The following is a 25,439-nucleotide window of genomic DNA, read 5'->3' as shown; positions in this document are numbered from 1 at the left end:
GGCTGAAATTGGTCAAATTGAACGCTTTACCGATGAAACACGAATCGCCAAATACGCAGGTCTATTCTGGAAGAAATATCAGTCTGGTCGCTTTACTGCAGAAAACACGTCATTAACACGATCAGGGAATCAGTATCTACGTTATTACTTAGTTGAAGCCGCCAACTCTGTAAGGCGTCATGTCCCTGAATATCGTGACTATTATGCGAAAAAATCTGCCGAAGTACCTAAGCATAAGCACAAACGAGCCCTCGCATTAACCGCAAGAAAATTTGTTCGTTTGGTGGATGCGCTACTACGCAACAACCAAATTTACACGCCCGGAAGGAGCGTTGATAGATGATGTCTACTGACATTCTTCCTCCTTCTATATTCCATTAATTTACAAATTGTTAATGGTCTAGTTTCGTATTGCCTTTTTTAAGCTGAAATAACAAATTAAGTGTTTAAATTACTAGAATCATTACTTGACATCACACCACAGGTCTTATATATTCTATAGCTCTCTATTTCATACCCTATGTCATTTTCTCATTGTAACAGGCTTTCTCCATACATGAAAAACATAATGTTCCAAAAACTCACAAGACCCACTATAGTTACGTGATTTCTCAATATATCTCTTGTATATAAATCGATCTAAAGATGTAAAATATCCAAGTAATTACTTAATAATTACATTACATCTAAATTTAAATTAAAGAAGGAGCTATATACCATGGATAAAAAAGATTTAGTAAGTCTTCAAGTCAACAACATGCCGTCAGATGCTCTGAATACTCCTAGTAAGTCCCAAGAGCAAATGCAAGATTCAGCTCAAAAGCTATCTAACGGAATAAAAATAGATTCATCAGAAAACGAAACTGCAACTCTAAATAAAGACGAATAGAGAGTTTTTGGCGTGAAAATAAGCTGAAAAATCGAAATGAAGCAATTCGACAGATCGTAGAGAAAGGGCTAGGTCGCAATTAGCGACTGCCCTTTTTTATTTCACTTAAAAACCTGCATATCAAATTTAAACCTATTATCTCCCCAAAAATCCAATCATCCATTATTTAAGACCTATTGCATTACCAATCCGTCAAAAACGTAGTACAAACAAATCTGAGAAGTCATTTTCAAATAAGAATAGGGCTTTTAAAAATATATTCATGAAAATAACAAAAGAGCTGGATTTTCATCACAGCTCACTTATTAATTGGTTCTTTATGTGTACATGTAGGATATTGAGAACATCCAAAGAACTTGTTTCCAGTTTTATTTGAATTTCGTACCACTAAATGATTTTTACATGACGGGCATTTCCTTTCTGCAGGATCTACACCACGATACACATCTTCAGCCGAATACTCTGGATTTACTTTGTTAATCAATTTTTGAAGCTCTATACGATCTATTAGTTTTACATGACATGCTTCACCTAATCCTTTCGCCTGCTTTGTATATACGCTGTTCGTGACAACCCACGCCTCATGAGCCTTGTAATAGGCTTTTGCTGCATAAATCTCCTGTACAGCACGAATACCAACTCGATTTTTCACACCATATATTTTCGCTTGAATTACAATACGATTGTTCCCTTTTAATCCGAGATCGGCTGTTGCTTTAAAATAAAGTTTGATCAAATTGATACTAATAACCTTGATAAATGTTCATAGAAAAGAGCGTGTTTTGAAAAAAAGATTGTTCAAAACACGCTCTTACTATTTTCAGTTGGTTCATTCTTTTATAAAAAAGTTTGATCATTTCCTATCTATGTTGCTCCACAATCGCGCCCGATAGTTGAAGAATGAAATGAAAACTTTTCCTTAGGTGAGATCCGTTCTCAAATTCAATTTTAGCTGTCTGTGCAAAATTTAGACCCTTAGCGAGCCACGAAAACCCCTGGCGGCATAGTAGGATTCAGCTCCATTGTGATACACGAAGACGTGCCCGAAGCGACAATCGCAAAAAAGGGCACCGCCGAGTTCTCTAATATCAGAGGGTGTTTGCACCCAACTCGACGTTTTCATATCGAAATTTTCAAGATTCTGCAACGTCCGATATTGTTCTTCCGTTAATAGTTCAATGCCCATGGCAGTTGCCATATCAATAGCGTTATTTTCTGGTTTATGTTTTTTTCTTGACTCTAACCCTTCACGATCGTAACAAACACTTCTGCGACCTTTAGGACTTTCCGCTGAACAATCATAAAAAATGTATTCGTCCTTCTCTTTATCATGACCAACAACATCCGGTTCGCCGCCAGTTCTTTCCATTTCATTGAGCGACCACAGTTTTTCAGTATTAGCATCCAGCTTTGCTTGGACTTTAGCCCATTCAAGACCTTTATGGCGGTTCATGTTTTTCTCAAAACGGGCTTTCAATGCTCTGAGTAATTCTTCACGTTGTTCTAGTGACAACTCCTCTTTATTGTTGATTTTATTTCCCTTTGTCATGTTAGTTCCCCCCTTATTGTTTTTACTCATAATGGTTTAAGTATATATAAATATTTGTTTTATAATAAATCGTTTAAATAATCGTGTGAATTCAGTTTACAATAAATTATATGATTTAGTAAATCCATTTCTCTACAATCTGGCCCTTTAACGGAACAACTTATTGTCACTCAACAGTTCCTTAATCGTTCTCTCAATTTCAGATGTTCTTTTCCTTTTCACTATAAATACACTCCTTTAGATAATCTAAAGGAGGAGTTTACGCTAGTTTGACGAATTTATATTGATATAATTATAAAAGGGTGGTCTAATTGAACATTTTATGGGATTTTGATGGAACTTTGTTTGATACGTATCCTGCGTATACAAACATACTCTCTTTGGTACTGGGAGAAGCAGTAGATAAACAGGAAATTTATGAAAAGCTAAAAATTTCGTATTCGCATGCAATTGATTACTATAACATTTCCAGGGATCAAGAAGAAGAGATAAAAAGATTAAAGAAAACATTATCTCCAAAAGATATGAAACCATTTGATGGTGTAGAAGAAATCTTAAAATTTGCAAATAAAAATGTAATTATGACACACAAGCATAGGGACGGAGTTTTAGCCATCTTAAAATACTATGGATGGGATAAATACTTTGTGGATATGGTTACAATTGATGATGGTTTCCCTCGTAAACCTAATCCATTAGCATACATTCATTTACATACAAAACACGGAATCGATCTAGTTATTGGAGACCGGGAGTTAGATTTATTACCTGCAAAAGAATTAGGAATTGCAACGTGCATGTTTCAAAGTCAAGGTGATGTTGCTGATTATCATTTACAAGACTACTCGAAATTTTTTAATACGGATATTCCATTAGCGAAACGGGTGTTCAGTTAGTAATAACTACTGTAAATGGACCGAATTTTGATTTTCTTATTTTTATAATTATCAGCATAATTATTTAACACAGCCAAAAAATAAAGACACTTCACATATTAGTCATTTTTATATTTAGGTTGTAGAGGCTAAAGTCAATAAAATCAAAGGCAGGGACATATTTAATATGTAAAATATGTCCCTGCCTTTTCGTTATTGTAGACTTGAAATAAGTTTTGATTAAATAAACCCTATAAAAATTGATAAAAGCGTAAATAGAAAAAGCTTGTTTTGAAAAAAGAATGATCAAAACAAGCTCTTAATATATTCGATTGAATCATTCTTTTATAAAGAAATTTGATCATTCCTGTAATCTTTATTTCATTAGAGTGCCCTTTAGTTGAACAAAAAAATATTCTCATAATATCGTTATGATTTAGTTGTCATAATAATTGAACGTGGATAGAATCCCAACTTCTGATAAAACGATACAGCTTCATTCCCGTACACTACTGTTAATTCAATTTCATATATTTGTTTTTCTTTAAACCATTCCACTGCACTATTCATTAATTTCAAACCCAATCCGTTTCTTCGATATTTTTCATCAACAAATAGAACCTCGATCTTCCCGCTTACTTTTTTACTATATGCTATACAAAATCCTAATATATTGTCTGTTTCTGACTCAATCAATAATTCAATTCTGTATTCTCCATACTTTGAATTTTTTTTATATTCTTCAATACGTTCCTCAAATGTAATTCTTGGATAATCACCAGAAAAAAATTTTGATTTACTGTTATGGTATTCATGCAATTTATCTAATGAGTTTCTTATTATCTCTATTTCATCGAGAGTGATATGTTTATTAATAATTCTCATACTTCAACATCTCCAATAATATATATTTATTTAAGCATAAGTATAGCGGTGTAGGGAATTTAATACTTATCATTAGATTGTTAAAGAAGTTACTATTATAGCAATACCGTTACATAGCAACCAGGCAACTATGTTTTATATCATGCTCACAAAAATAAACTGTTGGCGATTCGTAATTTTTTAGGGTTTCAAATTCAACGTATTTCACGTATAATCTTTCCTTTCAGTGGGTATCAAATCAGTTAGCATTCCCCTAGTTCTTATAGTGTAAAATCTTCCATCGTTTTCCGAATTTCATCCGCTTCAATTCCAATGTATCGTAACGTTTACCCTTGTGATGTATGGCCAAACAATTTCATCAAATAGTACACGTCTTTTTTTCGTTGGTAGTAGTGATATCCAAAAGATTTACGCATACAATTATTTATTATTTTTTGTACTGTGCTTTGTAATCTACATATTCTTTTTTAGCATCTTGCTCATTATCTTTTTTACTATTAAAATATGTGTGTGTCTGCAATGTATATTTTACTAACTTTCCTTCATCATTCTTCTTATAATTCATAACAATACTTACTTGCAATATCTGCATTGGACCGTTTGCAGCGTCAAGATGAAGCACAATTGTCGCCCCATCATATTCATCATATTGTATTTTTAGCTTGTCATTAATAATACTTTGAAACTCTGATTCAGTTAAGCTATATCCAACTGTTTTAGGCTGATCAAATTTTTTTGTGTCATCACCTGGCTTCATTTTTAATTTTCCTATTCCTTTTAAACGATCCACAATTAAGTTAACGTAAGAAACATCAACATTGGAATCACTTTGTACCTGCCCATTTTTATACATAATATTTGTACTATAAATGGTTTCTTCTTTATAATTTCCATTTGTACTTTCTTTCTATTATCTATATCAGTAGTGATTTCTTGTGTTGTACCTCCATATAAACTTTTATCTTTCGTATTATATACACCTTCCGTAGTTTGATAGATTCTTTTAATGTGCCTCCCATCTTCTTTTTGCTCGTACGTACTATATATACCTCTTTGTGTCACACTCGCATACCCATCATCACTCGCAGACATAACCTTCGTCATATCCCCTTCATCCAAAGCTTTTACCAATCTTTCATACTCTATTTTGTTTTCCCCAACACTGCATCCACCTAATATTAAAATTAAGGTCAACATCTTAATTGTTAATTTCATTAACTTTCTCATTTTATCCCCCATGTAATATTCACGCTTATCCATTATTTTCATACTGCTTTTTATACTTTTCATAATCTTTTAACGCGTCTTGATTATTGTATTTTCTCCCGGCAAAATATGTATTAATTTGTAAAATACTCGTAACCACTTTCCCCTCTTCATTCTTTTTCTTATAGTTTACAGAGACACTCAACTCTGATAACTCCATTGGTTTTTCTTTCGAATCTTTTGCAGCATCGAAATTAAGTACAATTGACGCACCACCATATTCGTCATATTGTAGCTTCAATTTATCATTTATCATTTGTTGGAATTCCGCTTCAGTTAATTCATATCCTACTAAATTAGGCTCATCAAACCCTCTTTTATCATCACCCGGTTTCATCTTTAGTTTTCCTACTCCATGAAGACGATCCATAAGAAGCTTCACTTGAGAAACTTCTAAGCTTAGATTTGTACTTTGTACTTGGCCGTTTTCATACTTAATATTTGTACTATATACTTTTTCTTTGTTATAGTTTTTAATTTTATCCTTTTCTTTTCTTGTATCAATTTTTGTAGTTACTGTTTGCGCTGTACTACCATATAAGTTTTTTTCTTTCGTGTTATATACTCCATCAGTGGTTTGATATACATTTTTTTTATATATGCCATCTTCTTTTTCTTCAAGTGTACTATGTATCACTCGTTCTTCTAAATGCGCATACCCATCATCACTAGCAGACATAACCTTCGTCATATCTCCATCATCCAAGGCCTTTACAAATGGTTCATATTTAATTTTCGTTTCAAAAAAGCTACACCCACTAAGTAAACTCCCAACGACCGTCATAAGCATCAGCACCTTAGCTTTCTTTTTCATACCGTCACCTCGTTCGTTACTCTTGGCATTTTGAGTTTCATAATGCTTCCTTTTTGGTAGTAATACACTTCGTCTTTCCCTAAAGATGCTTCGTTACTTACGTATTTCACATTGAAAACACTTTGATCGTTTAATGGCATAGTGATGATACCCACTTTGAAATCATAGATTTCCTTGCCAGCCAGCTCCAATTCCCCCCAAGCAGAGACTACATCCAGTTTCTGTCCGACATTATTCTTCATATTAAGTTATCTCATTTCTTAATTATTTATTATTTTTTGTACTGTGCTTTATAATCTACATATTCTTTTTTGGCGTCTTGATTGTTATCTTGTTTTCTATTAAAGTATGTGTGTATCTGTAACGCATATCTTACTAAATTCCCCTCATCGTTCTTTTTCTTGTAGTCTACATCAATACTTACTTCCAATATCTGCCTAGGACCATTTGCAGAACCAAGGTGAAGCACAATTGTCGCCCCACGATATTCATCATATTGTATTTTTAGCTTGTCATTAATAATACTCTGAAATTCTGATTCAGTTAAGCTATATCCAACTGTATTAGGCTGATCAAACTTTTTGATATCATCGCCTGGCTTCATCTTCAATTTCCCTATTCCTTTTACACGATCCACGATTAAGTTAACGTAAGAAACATCAACATTGGAATCACTTTGTACCTGCCCATTTTTATACATAATATTTGTACTATAAACAGTTTCTTTTTTATAATTTTCGTTTGTCCCTTTTTCCTTTTTATTCTCTATATCAGTAGCAATTGTTTGTGTTGTGTCTCCATATAAACTTTTATCTTTCGTATTATATACACCTTCCGTAGTCTGACGGATTGTTTTAACGTGCTTTCCATCTTCTTTTTCCTCGTACGTACTATATATACCTCTTTGTGTCACACTCGCATACCCATCATCACTAGCAGACATAACCTTCGTCATATCCCCTTCATCCAAAGCTTTTACAAATGGTTCATATTTAATTTTCGTTTCAAAAAAGCTACACCCACTAAGTAAACTCCCAACGATCGTCATAAGCATCAGCACCTTAGCTTTCTTTTTCATACTGTCACCTCATTCGTTACTCTTGGTATTTTAAGTTTTGTAATGTTTCCTTTTGGTAGTCATACATTTCGTCTTTTCCTAAAGATGTTTTGTTACTTGTGTATTTAATATTGAAAACACTTTGGTCGTTTACTGGTATAGTGATGATATCCGCTGTTAGTTTACTTCTCATTTTCAAATTGAAGTCTGCCAACATCTACATAATAATAATATACCTACTTAGCTTATTGTTACTGATCTTAGCAAATGCATATAAAGAAAGAGCATATTTTGAAAAAAACGATTAAAACATGCTCTTACACTCTTAATACAAATGATTCATTTTACGAACTGATATCATGCTTTCACACCAAATAATAAACGTAAAAAGTGCTTTAGATTTATTCCTAAGGCGACCGTTATTTTATAAGTTCTTCGATGCTATTACTATTTTTGATTGTTTCTGATGATAGCCAGAGTGAATATCTTGTTCCATCCTTGTTGGTTAAAAATATGTCAAATTTTTCATTATATAGTTCTTCTTTAAGGATAGTGACCACCTTTGTCAGATCCTCAATTACAGGAGGCTTGTTGTTATATTGCATCTTACTGTCCTTAAAAACTAAAGTCACCTTATACTTCGGACACTCCCCGGCTTTCGGATGTGGACAAGTAATACCTTCAATTGCAAAATCGTCGTTTTGAATTTTTTTCAATCTGTCACCTACTTTTGTTTGAGTTTGAATCAAATATGTCCAATAACTTCTTACAGTGTTTTTCATAGTTAATAGCAGTTCTTCCTTCGTTATAACTTTTTGTACGTTTTCAAAAGGGAGACCTATATATTCACCATTATGATCTTTAATTTCAAGTTCTGTTATCTTTTTATTACTCTTCTGAATGAGTTGGAATAGAGCATATAAACGATCTAATTCTGCTGATTCAAATTGACTATAATCAATCTTGTTACTCGTTTTTAAAGTTAATAACAAATCATCAGTTGGTTTGTCTTCATGATAATCAACTATATACTGAAAAACATTTTCTTTTTCAAATTCCTCGTAGCCCAATTTTTTAATTTCTTTTAAAATTGGTTTAAATTTCTTATATTCCTCATATGTGTTTTTTCCGTATTGGTATTCATCACCTTTTATTTTTGAATATAAGAAGCCATCTACCTCTACTCTAAATTGAATATTTTTGTTGTTTTTTGCTTGAACAGTATGGTATGTATGTCCCATATTCCCTTCATGCATAGCGCCCCAATCTGTTACAACAACATCGATTCCATGTTTTTCTTTTATATATTTTTTAACCTGTTCTTCATTATTATTAATACAGCCACTCAAAAATAAGAAACATAACACTAACAATATTACATTTTTCATTCTTTTCATATAACCCCTAATACCCCTTCCTTACGTAAGAAATGATTCCTGGTTGTGTAGTATATTCAAAGCCACCTTTTCCCACAATCAAAATAAGCTTTCCTCTTTCCATATAGGAAGAGGAAAGCTTATTTCCCTTTTACTTTATTGTTGCTCTTGTATTTCTACCGCTTGATTTTGTTGCTCTCTTTTATTTTTCTCTATTACTTTTTCAACAAACTCATTCCGCCATATTTTAAATTTAGCCGCAAATTGACTTTCAATTTTATTTCGATATCCTTCAAATTTCACTTCAACAATGTCAGAATGATTAAATAGTTTATATGTTTCTCCTGTTAAACCGACTGGATGTAGTACTCCTCCATAATCGTAGAAAGTATCATCATCCAGCAATACACCTCTTGTAGTGATTACATAATCTTCATCTTTCTCTTCCTCAAGACTTAACCTTACTACGCTTCCTAAAGGTAATACCTTTTCCATATAATCTTTCATGTTAGTTAACCGTCCCTTTTAATACTACGATTTTCTCTTCGATTTTTTGTCTCTTTTTTTCAAGTTGACGAATCCGATCAATAAAAGCATCACGTGTTTTCCCTTGCAAATTGCTGTCGATACTACTCTCTAAGCTTCGAATATCACTCGTTAAAGCTGATGCTGCTTTTTCAAGTTGCATCACCACGTTTATAATCTGATCCCTACCACCATTATTTGGAAATGTACTATGAACCTTATTCATTATCATATGTAAATCCATACCAATTCCCCTTTCTTCTTTCTCTTCCAAAGTCCGCGTATTGAAAAGAAATATATTTAGTTAGAAAAAATATTAATAATATGTTACTGCTCCTAACTCCTCATCTTTTGCAATCATAGAAAAGATTGCTTCTGAAACATCTTCATTCAATTGTTTCAAATCTTTTGAGAGCTCTTTTACATCTTTTGAGATTTCACCTAACAATGAACGGTTTATTCCTCTACTACCATCATTCATAAAGAGATGAAGCAATGAGTGTCGATGAGTTAAAATATGCTCTGCTACAATTGCAGTAACATTTGTATCTATGTGAAAATCCCCTTTAAACATATCTAGTAAATCCTGCACATAAGAACCCGCTACTTCCTTGGCAATCTCTAAAATTTCAGTTGCTGCTAAATACACAACGACACTTCCTGCTAAAAAGTCTACAGCCGCATTAAATACAGATTCTAATACTTCTAACACCTTTTCTTTACATTTAGCTAGAGTTGTTTCGATCCAATCTACAGCGGTATCTACTGCGCTCTTAATTTTTATCGTAGCTGTTATACTAAATTTGATAGCTTCTGTTGCAGCTGTTGATTTTATACTTTCAAATTTATTAGCTATCTGAGTAAAATCCCCTGCAGTCATTAGTACAAGTAGTAATGCACCAACTGGTGTACCATTTACCACTATATCTACTATAGCTTCTTCCTTTGCACTAAGATTTTTTTTCCCAGCAAGCCCCTTATACAAATTTCCTGCCGACCCTGACAGCTCCAAAAAAGCGGGAGTCCAATCCGGCCCCGTATCATTCCCAGCTTTAAGCTTGTTTAAACGTAAATCTTTATTTTCATCATAATATTCACCGTTCTCAACAAAAGAATGTCCTTCCCCATTCAGCATCATATACACCCTTCCAGGGATAACAAAATCTGCAACTTTTATGCCTCCATACAAAGGGTCATTCTCATTTACAATACTGAGGTTATTCTTCATATTGGAACCGTCACCGTATTTGTCAACATCCGTATTTAATACAGGTGCAGGATTTAAAGTTAATACAGGAATATTATCCTTTTGATTTCTTAATGCAACTGTATTTGCTATGCCTCCACCCAACGAATGTCCTGTTAACGTTATATTATTATTTTGTCCATGATTTCTCTTAACTCTTTCATAAAAATCTACCCCCATATCGTACTGCCTAACGGGGTAGTCTGTATTAAACAAATTATTAAGTCCAATTGACGCATCTGCCCACACATCAGGAGAGTCAATTGCTCCAATACCAAAGTATGTTTGCTTTGGCTGTGTTCCTACATATGCTATTGTAATGTCACCTGTATTATTATCTTTAAGTGCATAAGCTCCGAATCCAGTAATTTTATCGTCTTCAAAGTCTATGAGTGTAGCATTAAATTTATCCTCTAATTGAATTTTGTTTTCATTATAAGGTTTATTATAAGGCTTTTCTCTTGCATTAAATTTATAAATATCATCACCAGCCAACTCTAATTTCCCTAAATCAGAGGATATTTTCAACTTGTTCGACATATTTCACCACACCTCTCCTTACTTTATTTGTTATCGTAATATTGTTTTTTATAATTTAAATATTCTTTTTTAGCATTTTTAGTGTTTTCTTCTTTACCATTAAATCTAACTGCTATTTGTTGAATATGTTTCAACATCTTGCCTTCCTCATTCTTTTTATCGTACGTTATTGATATCGTAATTTCACTTATTCGCATCGTTTTTTCTTTTCTGTCTTTGGCAGAATTAAAATCTATAACAATCGATGCATCTTGAAATTTATCATATTGTAGTTTTAATTTATCATTTATCATGTCTTTAAATTGCACTTCTGTTAATCCAATACCAATACTGTTCGGTTCATCAAACCCCTTTGTATCTTTATCTGGCTTTAATTTCCCTATTCCTTCTAAATTATCTATAACTAGCTTAATCGAAGAAACGTCTAAACTTGGATTCAAACTTTGCGCTTGATCATTTTTATAAATAATATAGGTATTATATTTTTCTTCTGATTTATAACTATTGTTCTCCTTATTTTTATCATTAGTTGTTTTATCAGCTATTTCTTGTGTTGTAGTTCCATATAAACTCTTATCATTCGTATTGTATATACCATCAGTAGTTTGATATATTGTTCTTCTATATTCTCCATCTTCTTTTTCTTCTATAATGGAGTGTATGATTTGTTCTTCTACACTCGCATACCCATCATCACTCGCAGACATAACCGTCTTCATATCCCCTTCATCCAAAGCTTTTACAAATCTCTCATAGTCTATTTTCGTTTCTCCAAAACCACACCCACTAAATAAACTCGCAACTATCGTCATAACAATCATCACCTTAGCTTTCTTTTTCAGTTTCATACAGTCACCTCGTTCGTTACTCTTGGCATTTTCAATTTGATTATGTTTCCTTTTACATAATAGTATACTTCATCTTTTCCTAGAGCTGGTTCGTTACTTACATACTTGATGTTGAAAACACTTTGGTCGTTTAATGGCATTGCGATGATGCCCGCTGTTAGTTTACTTCTCATTTTCATCGGTAAGGCATCTCGGTTTCGATCCATATAGTCATGATGTCCTGCTAGGACGAAGTAAATACCAACTGCACGAGATAGATCCATTAAAGTTGTTGCGTCGTCTGTTTCTAAGTAAACGAGTCTGCTAAATTCTTCAACGTTTGTCATAATGATAAGTTGTTTTGTAAACACTGGTATTTCTCTTCCTTCTTGTCTTGCTTGTGATAATTCAAGGGATCGTTCACGAATCATTTCCATCCAGTATTTCACGTGAACGTTTACTTCATTTTCTTCTACGATGTAATGAGTCACATTGTCTTTATACTGAACGAAGCTATACTCCGCTGTATCTACTAATGTTATACTCTCAAAATAGTCTTTATTCATTTGGGAGAGTATACTTGATATGACTTGTTTTCTAATACTATCATCTGCACTGTAAACCATTAAATGATCATTAACTGCAATATCATGCGCAACGACTTCTACATTTGTGAAGTCAAGTCCCAGTGGAACTTTTCCTGCTTGTAATGCTTTGGTAACGTCCTTGTTTTTACGATATGTTACAAGATCAATGATTTCTGGCATCATTGGAATTGCCTTCGGACGTTCTCCATCCCATTCTTGATCCATTTCACTTGCTTCTTGTTGCAATAATTGAATTTGTTGTAATTCATCTTCTGCTTTTGTTGGTAACACTGCCTGGAATAATGTCGGTGAATCTAGTTTTATAATTGCTCGTCCTGCCATTTCTTCCACTTTTACATCAGATCGACCTACAATGCCTGAGATTTCACTTTGATCAATCATATATAGACATGTTTGCAATTTAATGTTGTTATATAGCTGAATACGCAGTGCATTTTGTCGACCTGCACTGATTAGTGTGTGAATACCCAAGCTTGCGCCATCGCGAACAATTTGTATCATTAACATTTCAAAGTCTTCGTAAAATCTAGCTTCTTTTACCGCATCGTAATTATCAATCGTAACGATGATATTCGGCATTTGTTTACCGCTAGCTTTTTCATACATTTCTATGCTTGCAACGTCATATTCACTTAACATACGTTTACGTTGTTTCATCTCTTGCGTTAATCTTTCAACTAGTTTTAAGCACTTTTCTGCTTCGTCAATCGTAATCGTATCCGCAACATGTGGCAGTCCCTTTAATGGTAAGAGACCATTCGTACCAAGGTCTACTAAATACACATGCAAATGCTCCGGGCTATTTTGACGCGCTACATCCATAATGACTGATTGTAAGAACGTCGATTTACCGTAACCTGGACTTGAGAAGACGGCTACATGTCCATCTTTACTTATGTCTAATGTTAATGGTGTTTGTGATTGTAATTCAGGTTGGTCTAGTAAACCAACTATTGCTTGTAATGGTTTCTTCGCTTCATTCCATGCTTCTTTAAAGTGCACTGGATGTAAGTCTTGCAGGAATATTTTTTCTGGAAGCGGTGGTAACCACGGTCTTGCGAGCGCTTCAATTTGTCTTTCTTCTGTATAATCATGAATATAATCGATAACTGCATCAAGTTCAGACGGCACCGTCGCAACTTCTTTGTTATCTCCAAGTCCACTTAAGTCTTCACTTAAGATTTCATATTGACCTAAGTCGTTGATTGCATAAATTGTTGTATCGAGACGATCTTGATCATCCTTATCTTCTACATAGTCAGCACCGCTCCATGCAGATTGGAATAGTTCATAGATTTCATTATTTCCGACCTGTAAGTACGCGCGTCCTGGCAGTGTAATTTCTGCTGCGTCAGGTGTTTTTAATATTTCATTACTGTCTGATGTATTTTGCACTTTAAGCGCTAGTTTAAATTTCGAGTTACTCCAAATTTGATCATCGACAACCCCGGTTGGTTTTTGTGTAGCCAGTATTAAATGAATACCAAGAGAACGCCCGATACGCGCTGTTGAAACTAATTCTTTCATAAAGTCTGGCTGCTCTGCCTTCAACTCCGCGAACTCATCACTAATTAAGAATAGATGCGGCATCGGCTCTGTTACAGCGCCTTCTTTGTATAATTTTTGATATTGGTTAATATGATTCACATTATTCTCGCCAAATAAGCGTTGGCGTTTTTGTAATTCTGCCTTAATCGAAGCGAGTGCACGCATACTTTGCGCACCATCTAAATTCGTAATCGTTCCTAGTAAGTGCGGTAGATTTCTAAATAAGTTCGCCATTCCTCCGCCCTTATAGTCAATTAATAGAAACGCAACTTCATAAGGATGGAAATTGACCGCAAGAGATAGAATATACGACTGAATAATCTCTGACTTACCAGAACCTGTAGTACCAGCGATTAACCCGTGTGGTCCGTGTGCTTTTTCATGTAAGTTTAAATTTACAAGATCTTCTTTACCGCGAAGACCAAGCGGTACAGCTAATGATTTATGAGCAGCATTTTTTGCCCAGCGGCCTGTAATATTTAATTCATCAATTTTTTCAACGCCATACATTTCTAAGAATGTAACACTTTCTGGAATACTATTTTTCAAGTTTTGCAGGTGATTCAATGGTGCAAGTGCTCTAGCTACATCTTCTAAATTAAATCCTTCTGGAAAATGATCCGGTGCGAACTGACGATTTACAAGTTCCCCTTGTTCTAAGATGATATTTCCTTTTTTCGAGTCTCTTATGTCAACAACTGTCTTCACATGCTCCGGTAAGCTTTGCATCACATCTTGAACGAATACGAGTGATACACCTAAATCACTTGGATCTTCATTAAAGAATTCCATTACAACGTGATCTAAGATGAGTTTTTCATCCGTTATAAGGACAACATAATGCGGTGAAAAATGTATTTTTTCACTTGAATTGCTTTTTTCATCTACTTTCAGTTTTCGTTCTTTCAATATTTGATACAAACTATTCAGTACTTGGTCTCGGCTTCTATCATGATATACAAAACCACGTACATTAATATCACGTACACTTGCATGAGGCAACCAGCGCATCCAGTCCCACTTCTTCTTCTCCTCTTCAGGAAAGACTGTAATAAACTGCAAGTCATAATAACTATGGAATAAAGCTGTTTGCATCACTAATAGTTGTAATTGTTCGAGCACTAACGAACGCTGCCCAATATATCCAACTGGTCCATTCATTAAATCTGTTACAACCGGAACATCGGCTTGAGAAAGATATTGCTGTCTTAGCTCACGTGCCATGGCAATAAGCTCGTCTTTAAACTGGCTAAATTCCTCTTCATTAAATTCAATTTCAAAACTAGTATCTACATTCCCTTTTCCCACTCGGTATGTTAAGAAATCATGATGCATGATTGTTTTTTCATATATACGAGGGTTCACTTCTATCGCCATTTCTCTAATTTCGGTAACATCTGGATAATGATAATGAAGTGCATGACGCTGTTTCTCACTTTCAGCATGTAAATCCTTTGTTTTTTGCATTAAGTATTCTCGATAACTCTTATCTCGCTCGGCAATATCAATTTTGTATTGCTTTAAGTTTTTTATGTACGATGTGATCGAAACAATAACAGTCACGACTGTCATTGCTAGCGATGCGAAAATAAATAAACCGTATGATTGAAATATGGATAACATGACAGTTACCACAATCATTACGAGAGATGGAACAATAATCCTTGCTAGATGCTCTGTTGGTTTTGATGGTTTTGATGATGGTTTTGCAATTATCATTTTTTCAACTGGCTCACGATAAATAATCCGTGGTGAACGATGATAATCTGGATACTCATCATGATAAAAGCTGTCCGCTTCTAGTAAACGAGGTAATGTCGAGTCTACCCGTTTTTCTGCTGCGAATATTTGAACATCTTCACTTCCAATTTGAATTGTTACGCCATCAAAATACAAGTGATCTCCAGCTTCTAAATTCGCTGTACCTTCCAATTTAGAATAATTATGAAAGACGTTCCCCTCATACACGTTAATTTTAAACGGCTCATCTAATGTTTCACGAATGAACAGAAAATCTGTAGTAGCATCATGAACTGTTATATCATCGTAGTCATTTTTACTAATTGCTATCGAATATTTCGTTGATGTATCATATACAATTACTTCTTCTACAGTTGCAATCCAAATACGCATAGCCTTGTTATTCTTTAATTGAATTGTATTCGCCTTATTAAAATAAAGGACCTGCTCTCCTATCTTCCAAGCTTCTAATTCGCTATCCCAATTTAGCAAAAGTGATTCATCTAAATCAAAGTCAGTAATATGATTTGACCATTCTTTCCCAATCGTCACTGTAGGACGTTCGGATGGATGTAAGCGGCATTTATGTAATCGATTGCCGTAACTTAGTGCAAGTAGTTGCTCCATACTTCTCCACTTCTCCTTTTGTTCGCTCTATCTGTAAGGAGTTTCCATACATATATATCCATTTTGATTTTCCAACATATAAGTCGCTGCTATGAAAAATAAAAGGTATCCTACACTCGTTTTCTCTTTTTGTTTTCACTTAGCATGGGCTCCATGGACGGACGCTCTTTCCCACCTAAAAAGAAAGGGTTTATGTCGGTTTTTCATTTTGTATTTATATAGATTGGATATATACGTACTCCCTATCTTTTCTTGTTGTTTATATATCCATTTTCATATAGATTCAGCAAAAGTCTTCATCCTTTTACTTTGCTTTTTTTGTATTAGATATATCTTTTTCATTGGATGAATCACTATATTTTTTCTTATATTCATTCAATTGTTGTTCAAATGTTTTTAGCTTTTCATCGCGCTCTTTTCCTGGTAAATCCGGATTATTTTTCACTGCTTCTATTTGTTTAATTAAGCCATACATGATTAATTGTGGATCATCCACACTTTTCGCTAAATCTAACGATTTATCAAAATTACCTTTTCCGTTGTAAATCCAGTACAATAAATACTTTTCATCACTTTTTAAAGTAACATTTTTCATAATTGCTGCTTTTTGCTCATCAGATAATTTCTCTACTTTCAAGTAGGAATACGCTAACTCATATTTAGATGCTAGCGGTAATGATTCAAACTCTTCCTCATTCAAATTACTAATTACCTTATCGTAATCCGTTGCTAAGAAATTTTTATTAGCTTCTAGAAGTGTATTTTGATACGGCACTTTCATAAATGTGTAGTAAACGACTGGTGCTGCTAAGATAACTGTAGCTGCCGCAAATGAAAATGCTAAGTATTTAAATAATTTAAACTGCTTTTTCGGAACAAGTTGCATTGTTTTTTCTGCTTTTGCTTGCTCCTTTAAAAAATTCACTTCGATAAACTGTTTCAGTTCCTCAAAGCTTTCCATGTTGACCACATTCTGTTCAAATGTAGTTTCTTTTGCGCTTTCCAATAAACCAGCATATAGATCATCATAACTATGTTTTTTGGAAAACAAAGCAATAATAAAACATTTGTAGTGGAGTAAAAATTGATTTTCTGTTAGTGGTTTGGGCGGGGCAATCTCTCGAATTCCGCGATGTATAATAAAAGGCATTAAATTTGCATCAAATACTAAATTATCCGGGTGTAAAAAGAAAGTTATTCTTCTATGCAAATACTCTTGAAAATGAGATAGATTTCGGATTAAACGTAATTTCTCATTTCTTTCTAATTTCTTTACATCTTCCCATTTCAATAATTTCTTTTCTACCGTATATGTAAAAGTAAATGTATCATCATGCTCTTCTATTGTTACTGGTAGAAACATTGATGATTTTTCCGTTAATAACTCCAATTGACGGGTATCTTTTACTTGCGTTTGAGATTTAGCAAGTTCTAATTTCCAAGTATCTTCTTCTATTTCAAATCGATACTCCATTGAATCAATCTGAATTGTTTTCTCCGTCATGTTCTTCCTCTTCTCCTTTTCACCATAAACCTATTCTGATTTTACGAATTCACTTGAGTAGGTTACATGCTGCGTTCATGATTATGTAATTTATATTACTTGTAATATATCTCCATCTGTTACTTGGTGATCTACCAATCTATCATCATCTGTTAATAATAACGATTTATTCACAACTTTAATTACGTAGTTTGATGTATCGTATTTTTCAATTTTTAATGTTTCAATTAAATTTTTAAGCAAATATTTAACAGACTGATGATTTGGGATTCGTAAATCGTATGTATTTCCATTCCATTTATGAAAATCAACAGTGACGTTAATATGTGTCTGTATAGCCATTTGTGATTCTCCTTACATCCAAATTTTCCGAATGATGATTCCAAATCCAATAAAAATGAATATAACGCCAATAATAATTAATCCAATCAATGTCGGACTAATTGACTCTTCTGTTTTGGCTTGGCTATGATCCATTTCACTAGAACTTGCTCTCACGTTATAGTTTTTTGAAAACAAACTCTTCTGTGTGTCTTTCATTTTATCTATTTTTTTCGTATTCAAAAATAAAGAGTCATTCAACTCTTTCATTTCTTTCTTTTCTTTCTTTTGTTTTTCATTAATTTGTTTTTCAACTTCTTCATTAAATAATTGAATTGCTGCTTTATCGAGCTCTGTCTCTTGCTGTCCTTTTTCATTTCTTTCTTGGTTATCTTCATGTAGCCGATCTACTTTGAAATCAAGTTTACCATTATCATTCAGGTAACTGTCTGCTGCGCTACCCATGAGGGGCGCAGCAAACAAGAAAAGAAAAAAGACAAATGATAATCTAGCCAGCTGTATGCATTGTTTCATCATCGTCAATTTTTTCCTCCCACCTTTTATGCCATACAAATAGATTGATAATAAATCCAACAATTGCTATTACAAGAAGGACTGCGAAAGTGACATGACCATCATTTTTACCACTTATAAAATTATTTAAGAAATCTTCTATATATTGAAGTGGTGAAAATTCACGTAACTTACCAAGATATGATGTCTTAGTTACCTTAACTCCAACAGCTTCTGTTAAAAATAGATACAGACTTAATGATGTTAATAAGATAAACATGCCTATCATTTTTGCTTGGCGTAATAGATATGTTGAAACGAAGACAAAAGCCATCATTGTAATTGTTATAAAAGCAATCCAAATTAACCTTTGATTTCCGCTGAATTCTAATAATTTCCCAGCGATGATACCAATTATAACTCCTTCAACAATAGCTATTCCGAATGTAATTGCCGTGATTGGTAAGTTCATATCTAAAATTGATGATTTTCCTTCAAAATCATCTTGTTGATGACGCTTTCTTTCCTGATTCGCAATAGCGTATGACGTAAATAAAGAAACAATAAAACATACTAATACAATTAAATATGGTGTAAAGGCATTGCCTGCTGTAATAACACCGTCATTTTGTTTTAAAACTGGATTCGCTAAAAACTTGTATAACTGTTCATTCTGACGTTCGCCAACACGGCTATTCGCTAATACTTTACTGAAGTTTTTCGCGAATGACTTATCATCCGATACTTTATCAGTTAAATCGTTTAATAATGTATCAGCTTTTGACACCATCGTTACACCGCTGTCTTGAATTTCTTTTGCTTGATTATTAATTTGATCAAACGTTTTATATACCTCGTCAGAAGCTAGCAAAGTACCTTTCGAACTTTCAGCTAACGATTGACTCTGTGTCACTAATGATTTCAATCCAGTGTCTAATGCTAATATAGCTGTCTGTTCTCCTTCACGACTACTTACTATTGTTCTTTGTTCCTCCATCAGTTTTAGACTACCTTCACGCCACTTCATTGCACCGTTTAAATACTCAGTCAGATTCGTATTCATTACATTAGCTTGTTCTGATGTTTGTTTTAATGTTTCTGCCAAACGGTCTGAATTTTGGTTAACATTTTTAGCTAAGAGCTGCAAATCATTAATTTTTTGTTTTACTTGATTCATCTCAGATGTTACTTCCGCCTGAATTTCAGATGAAACAAGACCTGTAATGATATCTAACACATTTTGTTTATTTAACATGTAATAAAGAGATTTTGATGTGGCAAGATCTTTTAAAGCTTGTTTTTCTAACTTTCCTGATAAATCTTCTGTTTTCATATCAAGCCCATAATACAGTTCATATAAGCCTGATAATTCTTCATAATTTTTCACTGTGTTCACAGCGTCTTTTATTAACCCCTCAGATGATGCTGGAGATAAAACTTCCATTTTTTGATGAACAATATGATCATTAGTACGTTCTATTGTTTCAACTTTTTTATCTCCCTCACCCGGATTAGTTGTACCACCGCCTGGGTCTGTTGTGCCACCGCCTGGGTTTGTTGTGCCACCGCCTGGGTTTGTTGTGCCACCGCCTGGGTTTGTTGTGCCGCCACCTGGCTCTGTTGTGCCACCGCCTGGCTCTGTTGTGCCACCGCCTGGCTCTGTTGTGCCACCGCCTGGCTCTGTTGTACCACCACCTGGGTTTGTTGTGCCGCCACCTGGCTCTGTTGTGCCACCGCCTGGCTCTGTTGTGCCACCGCCTGGCTCTGTTGTGCCACCGCCTGGGTTTGTTGTGCCACCGCCTGAGTTTGTTGTACCACCACCTGGCTCTGTTGTGCCACCACCTGGGTTTTTGTTTCCATCTTTATTTGGTTCTTTTGTTTCACTACCAGTCTTACTATCTGTCAATTGTTTAATTGAATGTACTGGCGTTTTTGTGCGATTTGTCAGTTTGACAACTTGATTACTTTGTTTATTATTTTCACCAGTTGTTTCTTGTCCCTCGGTCGGAGGATCAACTGGCTTCGTTTCCGTTGGTGTTTTTTCATGCGTATGAGTTAAATTCCATTTCCATGTTACTGGTGTAAAAACATCAATCTTTGCGTTTTCATCCGACAATTTGACACGCACACCAACAGATAATTCTCCTTCTTCTCGAGAAGGCAGCTTGACACTCCCATTACTTAAATAGTCTGCAGTATAGTCTTGTCCGTTAATCATTAATGCTTCCGTACTTGAATACAGTTCAAATCCCTCTGGAAGTTGCAAATTAAACATTTGCTCTCCATCCATTTTTGCAACTTTTTCTTTATCTTCAAAAATAATTCCATCAGTAGCTAGGCCTTTCTTAATATTCTTGATTGTATTTTCTAATGGAATATCGTTAGAGCCTTCATAATGGAAGCTATTCTCTTCCCCATACTTCTTAGAAACTTGAACTACATTTTTCAGCTGCGTCTTTGTCTCATCAGGTAATGTGAGTCTATCAATTTCTTCAACATCCATACTTGCTAACTTATTGATTAAACTTTTAATCTGTTCGTTAATTTGATTGTCTGGTTGTTGTATTAAGGTATTTAAATATATCTCTTTTGTGTTATTACCCGAAAGTTTTGCTTTTAATTTCTCATTAATTGTTTCTTGAATATTCTTCTTGAGCTTATCTGCTAGTTCTTCATCATAGCTTTTCATTTTATTTGTGACATCTGCTAAATACTGTTGAATTGCTGTTGAGTCAGTTAAAGCATTAGATTGTTTATCTGAGTCATTGAAATGGCTTGCGATAACTTTATTCGCCGATTCCAATGCACTTAATTGCTTTAGCACATCATTTGTACTAAGGTCACTGTTAAATTGATTAAGCTGATTTGAAAAATTATTTGCTAACAAATTATTGCCTGTTTGCAAATTTTGAAGATTATCGAAACCACCTAAATAGGTAGCATTCGATTTCGCACCCTCATCGATTGTTTGACCAAATCTTTGTAATACCCCTTCAAACCCTTTAAAGCTATTAACAGAGACACCTGTATAATCTTGTACTGTTTTAAATTGTTGTGTATAGTTTGCCAAAGGATTATGTACATCTGTTTTATATACTTTCATGTGGGCTTGTTCTTTATCTACGATTGTCCCAATATTATCCTGCGCAGCTTGTAATTTCCCAATTATGCTAGCAAAATATACATCTATAATACGTCTATTAAAATCTTCTAAAATCGATGCGGCTGTCTTTTCCGCTTCTGTTTTTAATTCTTTATTTCCAGTTGCATTTACTTTATAACTTAATGTTAGTTTCTCTGGTGCTTCAGCATGAATTGAAACAGCCTTTCTAGAAAAGTCATTCGGAATTACAATCATCATATTATAGTTATTGTTTTTCAAACCATTTTCTGCAACTCCACGACTGACCACATACCATTGTTGATTATTGTCTTTATTAATATTTTTTATAAACTGATCTCCAAATGCTATTTTATTCCCTTCAAATACCGTCCCTTGATCCTCGTTTACTAAAGCAACCGTCATTTTTGGAGTGCTTTTTTCATCTTCTTTTTTTAACTTTTTATTTAAAGCTAAATAGGAAGTCCCTGTTGCAAATACAAGTGCTAAAATGATAAACAACAAGATACTCCACTTAATTTTTTTCAATACTTATCACTCCTGCGAATAAAAAAATCTAAAAATAGCCTATTATACATAAAAATTAAAATTCATTCTTTTCTTAAAAGTAAGTTAGCCATACAACAGAAGTCGCATGGCTAACTTTGAAACCTTCTTTTTATGTAGAGAATATCAACGTTTCTTATTTCAAGCCGAAATTACGTGATAACTCTTCATCATGAGAAGCAACAGCCTCTGCAGTTTTGGTAAGTTGAACATCAATCTCATGTAATAATTGTGAGAAGCTTTCTACTTTTGGTCTTAAATCGTTGAATTGTCGATCAAAACCATCAAAAGCACGGCCTTCCCATTCTCCACGTAATTCATTTTGTAATCCTTGTAATTTTCCAAGAATATCTTTAATTTCATCAGAGCTTCGTCCGTATAGTTTAGCTTTTGATTTTAGCTCCTCAGGACTCATACGAATTTGTCCAGCCATTAAATTTTCCCCCTTAATAATGAATGAATTGGTTAAATTGATAGAATTTACTAAAATTCAATTCTACTTGGATAATTATAGAATAATAATAAAAATTTGAAAAGGGATTTTTTTCACTTTCATGGAAAAATTTTATAAATTTTATTTATTTATATATTCAGATATAATTCAATGTTTAAGCTTCAATGTCATAACTACTTGCCTCTCAACAAATCCAAATTCTTTATACATCTCTTTGGCGAAATTCCCAGCGAATACATTTAAACGTATTTCTTTATACTTTTCTTGCAATCTATCGATTCCTGCTTTCATTAGTTTTCGGGATAACCCTTTTCCTCTATACGCTGGAAAAATATATAATTCATAAATGAATCCCAGTCTTTCTCCTGAAAAATAATCTGTATTCTCTCCAATTAAAATCCATCCTGCTAGCACATTCTCTTGTTTTACAACTAAATAATACGCTCCTTTATCTAATAGAGGCTGTGTAATCTCAATCGCCTTTTCTTGGCTTAACTGACACGTTTCTTTTGTTCCTTCAAAAAGTGATTGTGCTGCAAAATTTAATATTTGCTGAACTTCCTCTTCGTTCGCCTTTTGAATCATCCTTTCATCCTCCTATTCCTTCGCCTTCTCTTTCTACAATCGGCATTCGGATATTATTTTCTAGATTCTCTGACTCAATTACAATTGCCATAAGCCCAGTTTCAGTAGTTGTTTTATGGAATTCCCCTTTATCCCATAAAACAGCTTGACCCGGGTGCACTTTCTTTTTCTTTTTATCTGCGCCACAAACAAGTCCTTACCCTTGCACAATTAGAAGAAGCTGAGAAACAACTGCTTCATGATACCCGATTATTCCTTTTGGTTGTAAATGCATACAACCAATATGTACCTCTCCTTGATGTTTTACTATTTTTGACATAATAAAGTTAGAATGAAACACTGATATGTGATTCCCTGCCATTTCACCGAAATCGAATATCTTCATCTCTTCTCCTCCTAAACCATTTACTATACATGTAACACCATTCTTACCGTTTGCATCATGTGTCCCTCAAAGTCTTCTTCAAACTGTTCTAAAGCGGCGAAACCTTTTGCTTTATAAAACTGTTTTCCTTTTTCATTTTCCGCTTCTACACAAATATAAATCTTCTTAGCACCGTCTAAAACCGCGATACCTCTTTGCAATAAAGCTGTCCCAATTCCTTTTCCTTGATGATCCGGTAATAAATAAATGGCTCCTAATTCCGCTTCATTTTGATGTTTTACAGGTGAAAAATTAGCAAATCCAACAATTTGGTCTTCTACTTCTGCTACGAGTAAGTATGAATGTTCTAAACGTCGTTTCATTATTTCATTTGAATATGCTTGCTTTAAAAATTCATCTTGAATTTCCTGTGGAATGATTCCTTTATATGTATCATGCCAAGCTATTTTTGCCACTTCTTGTACAGCTGTAATGTCCTCTACATTCATTTCTCTAACTACATACGTCATATCGATATCTCCACTCTTTTCAAAAAGTATTGTGCTACTATGCTACAAGAAGCTGAATTCCGATTTTCATAGTTCACTTTAATTAACTTTAAACTTTCTACAACTGCCGTTTGTGCACGAAAACCTTTATATACAAAATCCATTACACGAACAAATTGCTCCCGCTCTAAACGATTGGCAATTGTACAATGTGGTACCCACTTCTCAGGTACATAATACGACTGTGGCTGATCATGAAAATCCGTAAAATGATTATGAAACGATTGATGCAACTCTAGTAATCTTCTTGTTATTGTTGGTGCCAAAAAGATTGTTCCATTTGTAGGAAAGGTGCCAACAGAAGAGAATTCAACTAGAAAACGCTCCACACCCTCTGTAAACTTTTCAAATTCATTTCTATATGTTTCCAAATCCAAAGTATGATACTCGACTAATGTAATATGAGGTTCTAAACCCTCGTTATGTACAACGTCTGTTAGCCCTTCCCATATCTCCTTCACACGCTCCGAAAACCTCTCATCAAATGTAGCAATAACGGCATACCTCTTACTTTACTCCTTCACTTCTCTTAATGCTTCCCACTCTTCACGAATCATTCCCATTCGAATAGAATCATAATATGCCCCATTATAGTAACGACATTTTCGCATTCTACCTTCTAACTTCATCCCAATTTTTTCTGCGACTTTCATCATTCGTTCATTTCCAGACCAAGTTGTTAGTCCAACCCTACCAATCTCCATATTTTCGAATAATAAATCTCTATATAGTTGCAAAGCTTCTGTACCATAACCGCCATTCCAATATGCTGGGTCATAAATGGTGATCCCTATTTCTAACCAGCGTGACGCCTTATATTCCCAATAGAAACCAACTGTCCCTATTATTTCGTTATCGGCTTCAATAATAAGTTGCGACAAAGGTTCCTCTTTTAGCTTAGCTTGCAAACTTCCCTTATACACTGGGTATTCCTGAATAGAAAATGGAAAGTATGGCGCATCCCACTTTTTCCATTCAGGGTTTTCTTCTTTGTATATTTGTGAATATAAAGAATTTATATCTTTCTCTTCTATTTTTCTTACTATCACTTTTTTACCTTGTAAATATATCTGTTCCATATTGCCTCCTA

22 protein-coding genes and 7 pseudogenes are annotated in these 25,439 nt (G+C 34.1%); 4 read left to right on the top strand and 25 right to left on the bottom strand.

Features of this window, described 5'->3' with window-relative positions; genetic code table 11:
* The 3 genes and pseudogenes from ORL93_RS17205 to ORL93_RS31545 form a co-directional block, all read left to right on the top strand.
* A partial coding sequence (locus ORL93_RS17205; RefSeq protein WP_265959296.1) for a transposase occupies positions 1–343 on the top strand: 343 nt, incomplete at its 5' end.
* A gap of 375 nt (positions 344–718) precedes the next feature.
* Positions 719–889, top strand: coding sequence for a hypothetical protein (locus ORL93_RS17200; protein ID WP_003197259.1), 171 nt, complete (start codon positions 719–721; stop codon positions 887–889).
* Positions 883–972: pseudogene (locus ORL93_RS31545) on the top strand (ribbon-helix-helix domain-containing protein); the annotation flags it as partial. The gene ORL93_RS17200 and the pseudogene ORL93_RS31545, both read left to right, overlap by 7 nt.
* 215 nt (positions 973–1,187) lie before the next feature.
* Here the strand turns inward: ORL93_RS31545 and ORL93_RS17195 are convergent.
* Positions 1,188–1,598, bottom strand: a pseudogene (locus tag ORL93_RS17195) (restriction endonuclease); the annotation flags it as partial.
* A gap of 258 nt (positions 1,599–1,856) precedes the next feature.
* A complete protein-coding gene (locus ORL93_RS17190) occupies positions 1,857–2,438 on the bottom strand; it encodes a DUF4256 domain-containing protein (RefSeq protein WP_018765517.1) in 582 nt (193 codons plus the stop codon).
* A gap of 311 nt (positions 2,439–2,749) precedes the next feature.
* On the opposite strand from ORL93_RS17190, the gene ORL93_RS17185 reads away from it, so the two are divergent.
* Positions 2,750–3,334, top strand: a complete 585-nt coding sequence (locus ORL93_RS17185; protein ID WP_006097544.1) for an HAD-IA family hydrolase — start codon at positions 2,750–2,752, stop codon at positions 3,332–3,334.
* 408 nt (positions 3,335–3,742) lie between these two features.
* On the opposite strand, the gene ORL93_RS17180 is transcribed toward ORL93_RS17185, so the two are convergent.
* From ORL93_RS17180 to ORL93_RS17075, 23 genes and pseudogenes are all read right to left on the bottom strand, one after another.
* A complete protein-coding gene (locus ORL93_RS17180) occupies positions 3,743–4,198 on the bottom strand; it encodes a GNAT family N-acetyltransferase (protein WP_006097545.1) in 456 nt (151 codons plus the stop codon).
* Between the two features lie 427 nt (positions 4,199–4,625).
* Positions 4,626–5,425, bottom strand: a pseudogene (locus ORL93_RS17175) (DUF3952 domain-containing protein).
* 25 nt (positions 5,426–5,450) lie between these two features.
* The gene (locus ORL93_RS17170) at positions 5,451–6,278 is read right to left on the bottom strand and encodes a DUF3952 domain-containing protein (protein WP_265959294.1); all 828 of its coding nucleotides are present in this window, start codon (positions 6,276–6,278) and stop codon (positions 5,451–5,453) included.
* A complete protein-coding gene (locus tag ORL93_RS17165) occupies positions 6,275–6,520 on the bottom strand; it encodes a hypothetical protein (RefSeq protein WP_265959293.1) in 246 nt (81 codons plus the stop codon). Before ORL93_RS17165 ends, ORL93_RS17170 begins: the two co-directional genes overlap by 4 nt.
* Before the next feature lie 29 nt (positions 6,521–6,549).
* Entirely contained in the window at positions 6,550–7,356 is an 807-nt protein-coding gene (locus ORL93_RS17160; RefSeq protein ID WP_265959292.1) for a DUF3952 domain-containing protein, read from the bottom strand.
* Positions 7,353–7,534: pseudogene (locus ORL93_RS17155) on the bottom strand (hypothetical protein); the annotation flags it as partial. The pseudogene ORL93_RS17155 and the gene ORL93_RS17160, both read right to left, overlap by 4 nt.
* Positions 7,535–7,754: 220 nt before the next feature.
* The gene (locus tag ORL93_RS17150; RefSeq protein WP_265959290.1) at positions 7,755–8,732 is read right to left on the bottom strand and encodes a hypothetical protein; all 978 of its coding nucleotides are present in this window, start codon (positions 8,730–8,732) and stop codon (positions 7,755–7,757) included.
* Between the two features lie 135 nt (positions 8,733–8,867).
* Complete coding sequence (locus ORL93_RS17145; protein WP_098161428.1) at positions 8,868–9,218, bottom strand: DUF4176 domain-containing protein; 351 nt, start codon at positions 9,216–9,218, stop codon at positions 8,868–8,870.
* A gap of 1 nt (position 9,219) precedes the next feature.
* Complete coding sequence (locus tag ORL93_RS17140) at positions 9,220–9,480, bottom strand: hypothetical protein (RefSeq protein ID WP_018783501.1); 261 nt, start codon at positions 9,478–9,480, stop codon at positions 9,220–9,222.
* 72 nt (positions 9,481–9,552) lie between these two features.
* A complete protein-coding gene (locus ORL93_RS17135) occupies positions 9,553–11,022 on the bottom strand; it encodes a lipase family protein (protein WP_098161429.1) in 1,470 nt (489 codons plus the stop codon).
* A gap of 23 nt (positions 11,023–11,045) precedes the next feature.
* Complete coding sequence (locus ORL93_RS17130) at positions 11,046–11,870, bottom strand: DUF3952 domain-containing protein (protein ID WP_098161430.1); 825 nt, start codon at positions 11,868–11,870, stop codon at positions 11,046–11,048.
* Positions 11,867–16,096, bottom strand: a pseudogene (gene essC / locus ORL93_RS17125) (type VII secretion protein EssC); the annotation flags it as partial. The pseudogene essC and the gene ORL93_RS17130, both read right to left, overlap by 4 nt.
* Positions 16,094–16,372 (bottom strand): annotated as a pseudogene (locus ORL93_RS31540) (FtsK/SpoIIIE N-terminal domain-containing protein); the annotation flags it as partial. The pseudogenes ORL93_RS31540 and essC, both read right to left, overlap by 3 nt.
* Positions 16,373–16,676: 304 nt before the next feature.
* The gene (gene essB / locus ORL93_RS17120; RefSeq protein ID WP_003197233.1) at positions 16,677–17,876 is read right to left on the bottom strand and encodes a type VII secretion protein EssB; all 1,200 of its coding nucleotides are present in this window, start codon (positions 17,874–17,876) and stop codon (positions 16,677–16,679) included.
* A gap of 90 nt (positions 17,877–17,966) precedes the next feature.
* Positions 17,967–18,218 carry an EsaB/YukD family protein gene (locus tag ORL93_RS17115; RefSeq protein WP_018765510.1) on the bottom strand — a complete coding sequence of 84 codons (252 nt, stop codon included), beginning with the start codon at positions 18,216–18,218 and terminating at the stop codon, positions 17,967–17,969.
* Positions 18,219–18,230: 12 nt separating this feature from the next.
* A complete protein-coding gene (essA, locus tag ORL93_RS17110; RefSeq protein ID WP_018765509.1) occupies positions 18,231–18,734 on the bottom strand; it encodes a type VII secretion protein EssA in 504 nt (167 codons plus the stop codon).
* The gene (esaA, locus tag ORL93_RS17105; protein WP_265959287.1) at positions 18,706–22,359 is read right to left on the bottom strand and encodes a type VII secretion protein EsaA; all 3,654 of its coding nucleotides are present in this window, start codon (positions 22,357–22,359) and stop codon (positions 18,706–18,708) included. Before esaA ends, essA begins: the two co-directional genes overlap by 29 nt.
* Positions 22,360–22,513: 154 nt before the next feature.
* On the bottom strand, positions 22,514–22,810 hold the full coding sequence (locus tag ORL93_RS17100; protein WP_003197226.1) for a WXG100 family type VII secretion target: 297 nt from the start codon (positions 22,808–22,810) through the stop codon (positions 22,514–22,516).
* A gap of 168 nt (positions 22,811–22,978) precedes the next feature.
* Positions 22,979–23,416 (bottom strand): GNAT family N-acetyltransferase, encoded by a 438-nt coding sequence (locus ORL93_RS17095; protein ID WP_098160668.1) that lies wholly within the window; start codon positions 23,414–23,416, stop codon positions 22,979–22,981.
* 4 nt (positions 23,417–23,420) lie between these two features.
* Positions 23,421–23,801, bottom strand: a pseudogene (locus ORL93_RS17090) (cupin).
* A gap of 23 nt (positions 23,802–23,824) precedes the next feature.
* Positions 23,825–24,310 (bottom strand): GNAT family N-acetyltransferase, encoded by a 486-nt coding sequence (locus tag ORL93_RS17085; protein ID WP_018765504.1) that lies wholly within the window; start codon positions 24,308–24,310, stop codon positions 23,825–23,827.
* Positions 24,307–24,810 (bottom strand): 2'-5' RNA ligase family protein, encoded by a 504-nt coding sequence (locus ORL93_RS17080; RefSeq protein WP_265959286.1) that lies wholly within the window; start codon positions 24,808–24,810, stop codon positions 24,307–24,309. Before ORL93_RS17080 ends, ORL93_RS17085 begins: the two co-directional genes overlap by 4 nt.
* Before the next feature lie 51 nt (positions 24,811–24,861).
* Positions 24,862–25,428: a GNAT family N-acetyltransferase gene (locus tag ORL93_RS17075; protein ID WP_097795610.1), complete on the bottom strand. Its 567-nt coding sequence runs from the start codon at positions 25,426–25,428 to the stop codon at positions 24,862–24,864.
* Positions 25,429–25,439: the final 11 nt, after the last annotated feature.

Origin of the sequence: Bacillus sp. DHT2 (genome assembly GCF_026241455.1) — a bacterium.
Classification (GTDB): Bacteria; Bacillota; Bacilli; order Bacillales; family Bacillaceae_G; genus Bacillus_A; species Bacillus_A pseudomycoides.
The sequence above is the reverse complement of the archived record's forward strand: the minus strand, read 5'-3'. Positions and strand labels throughout refer to the sequence as shown.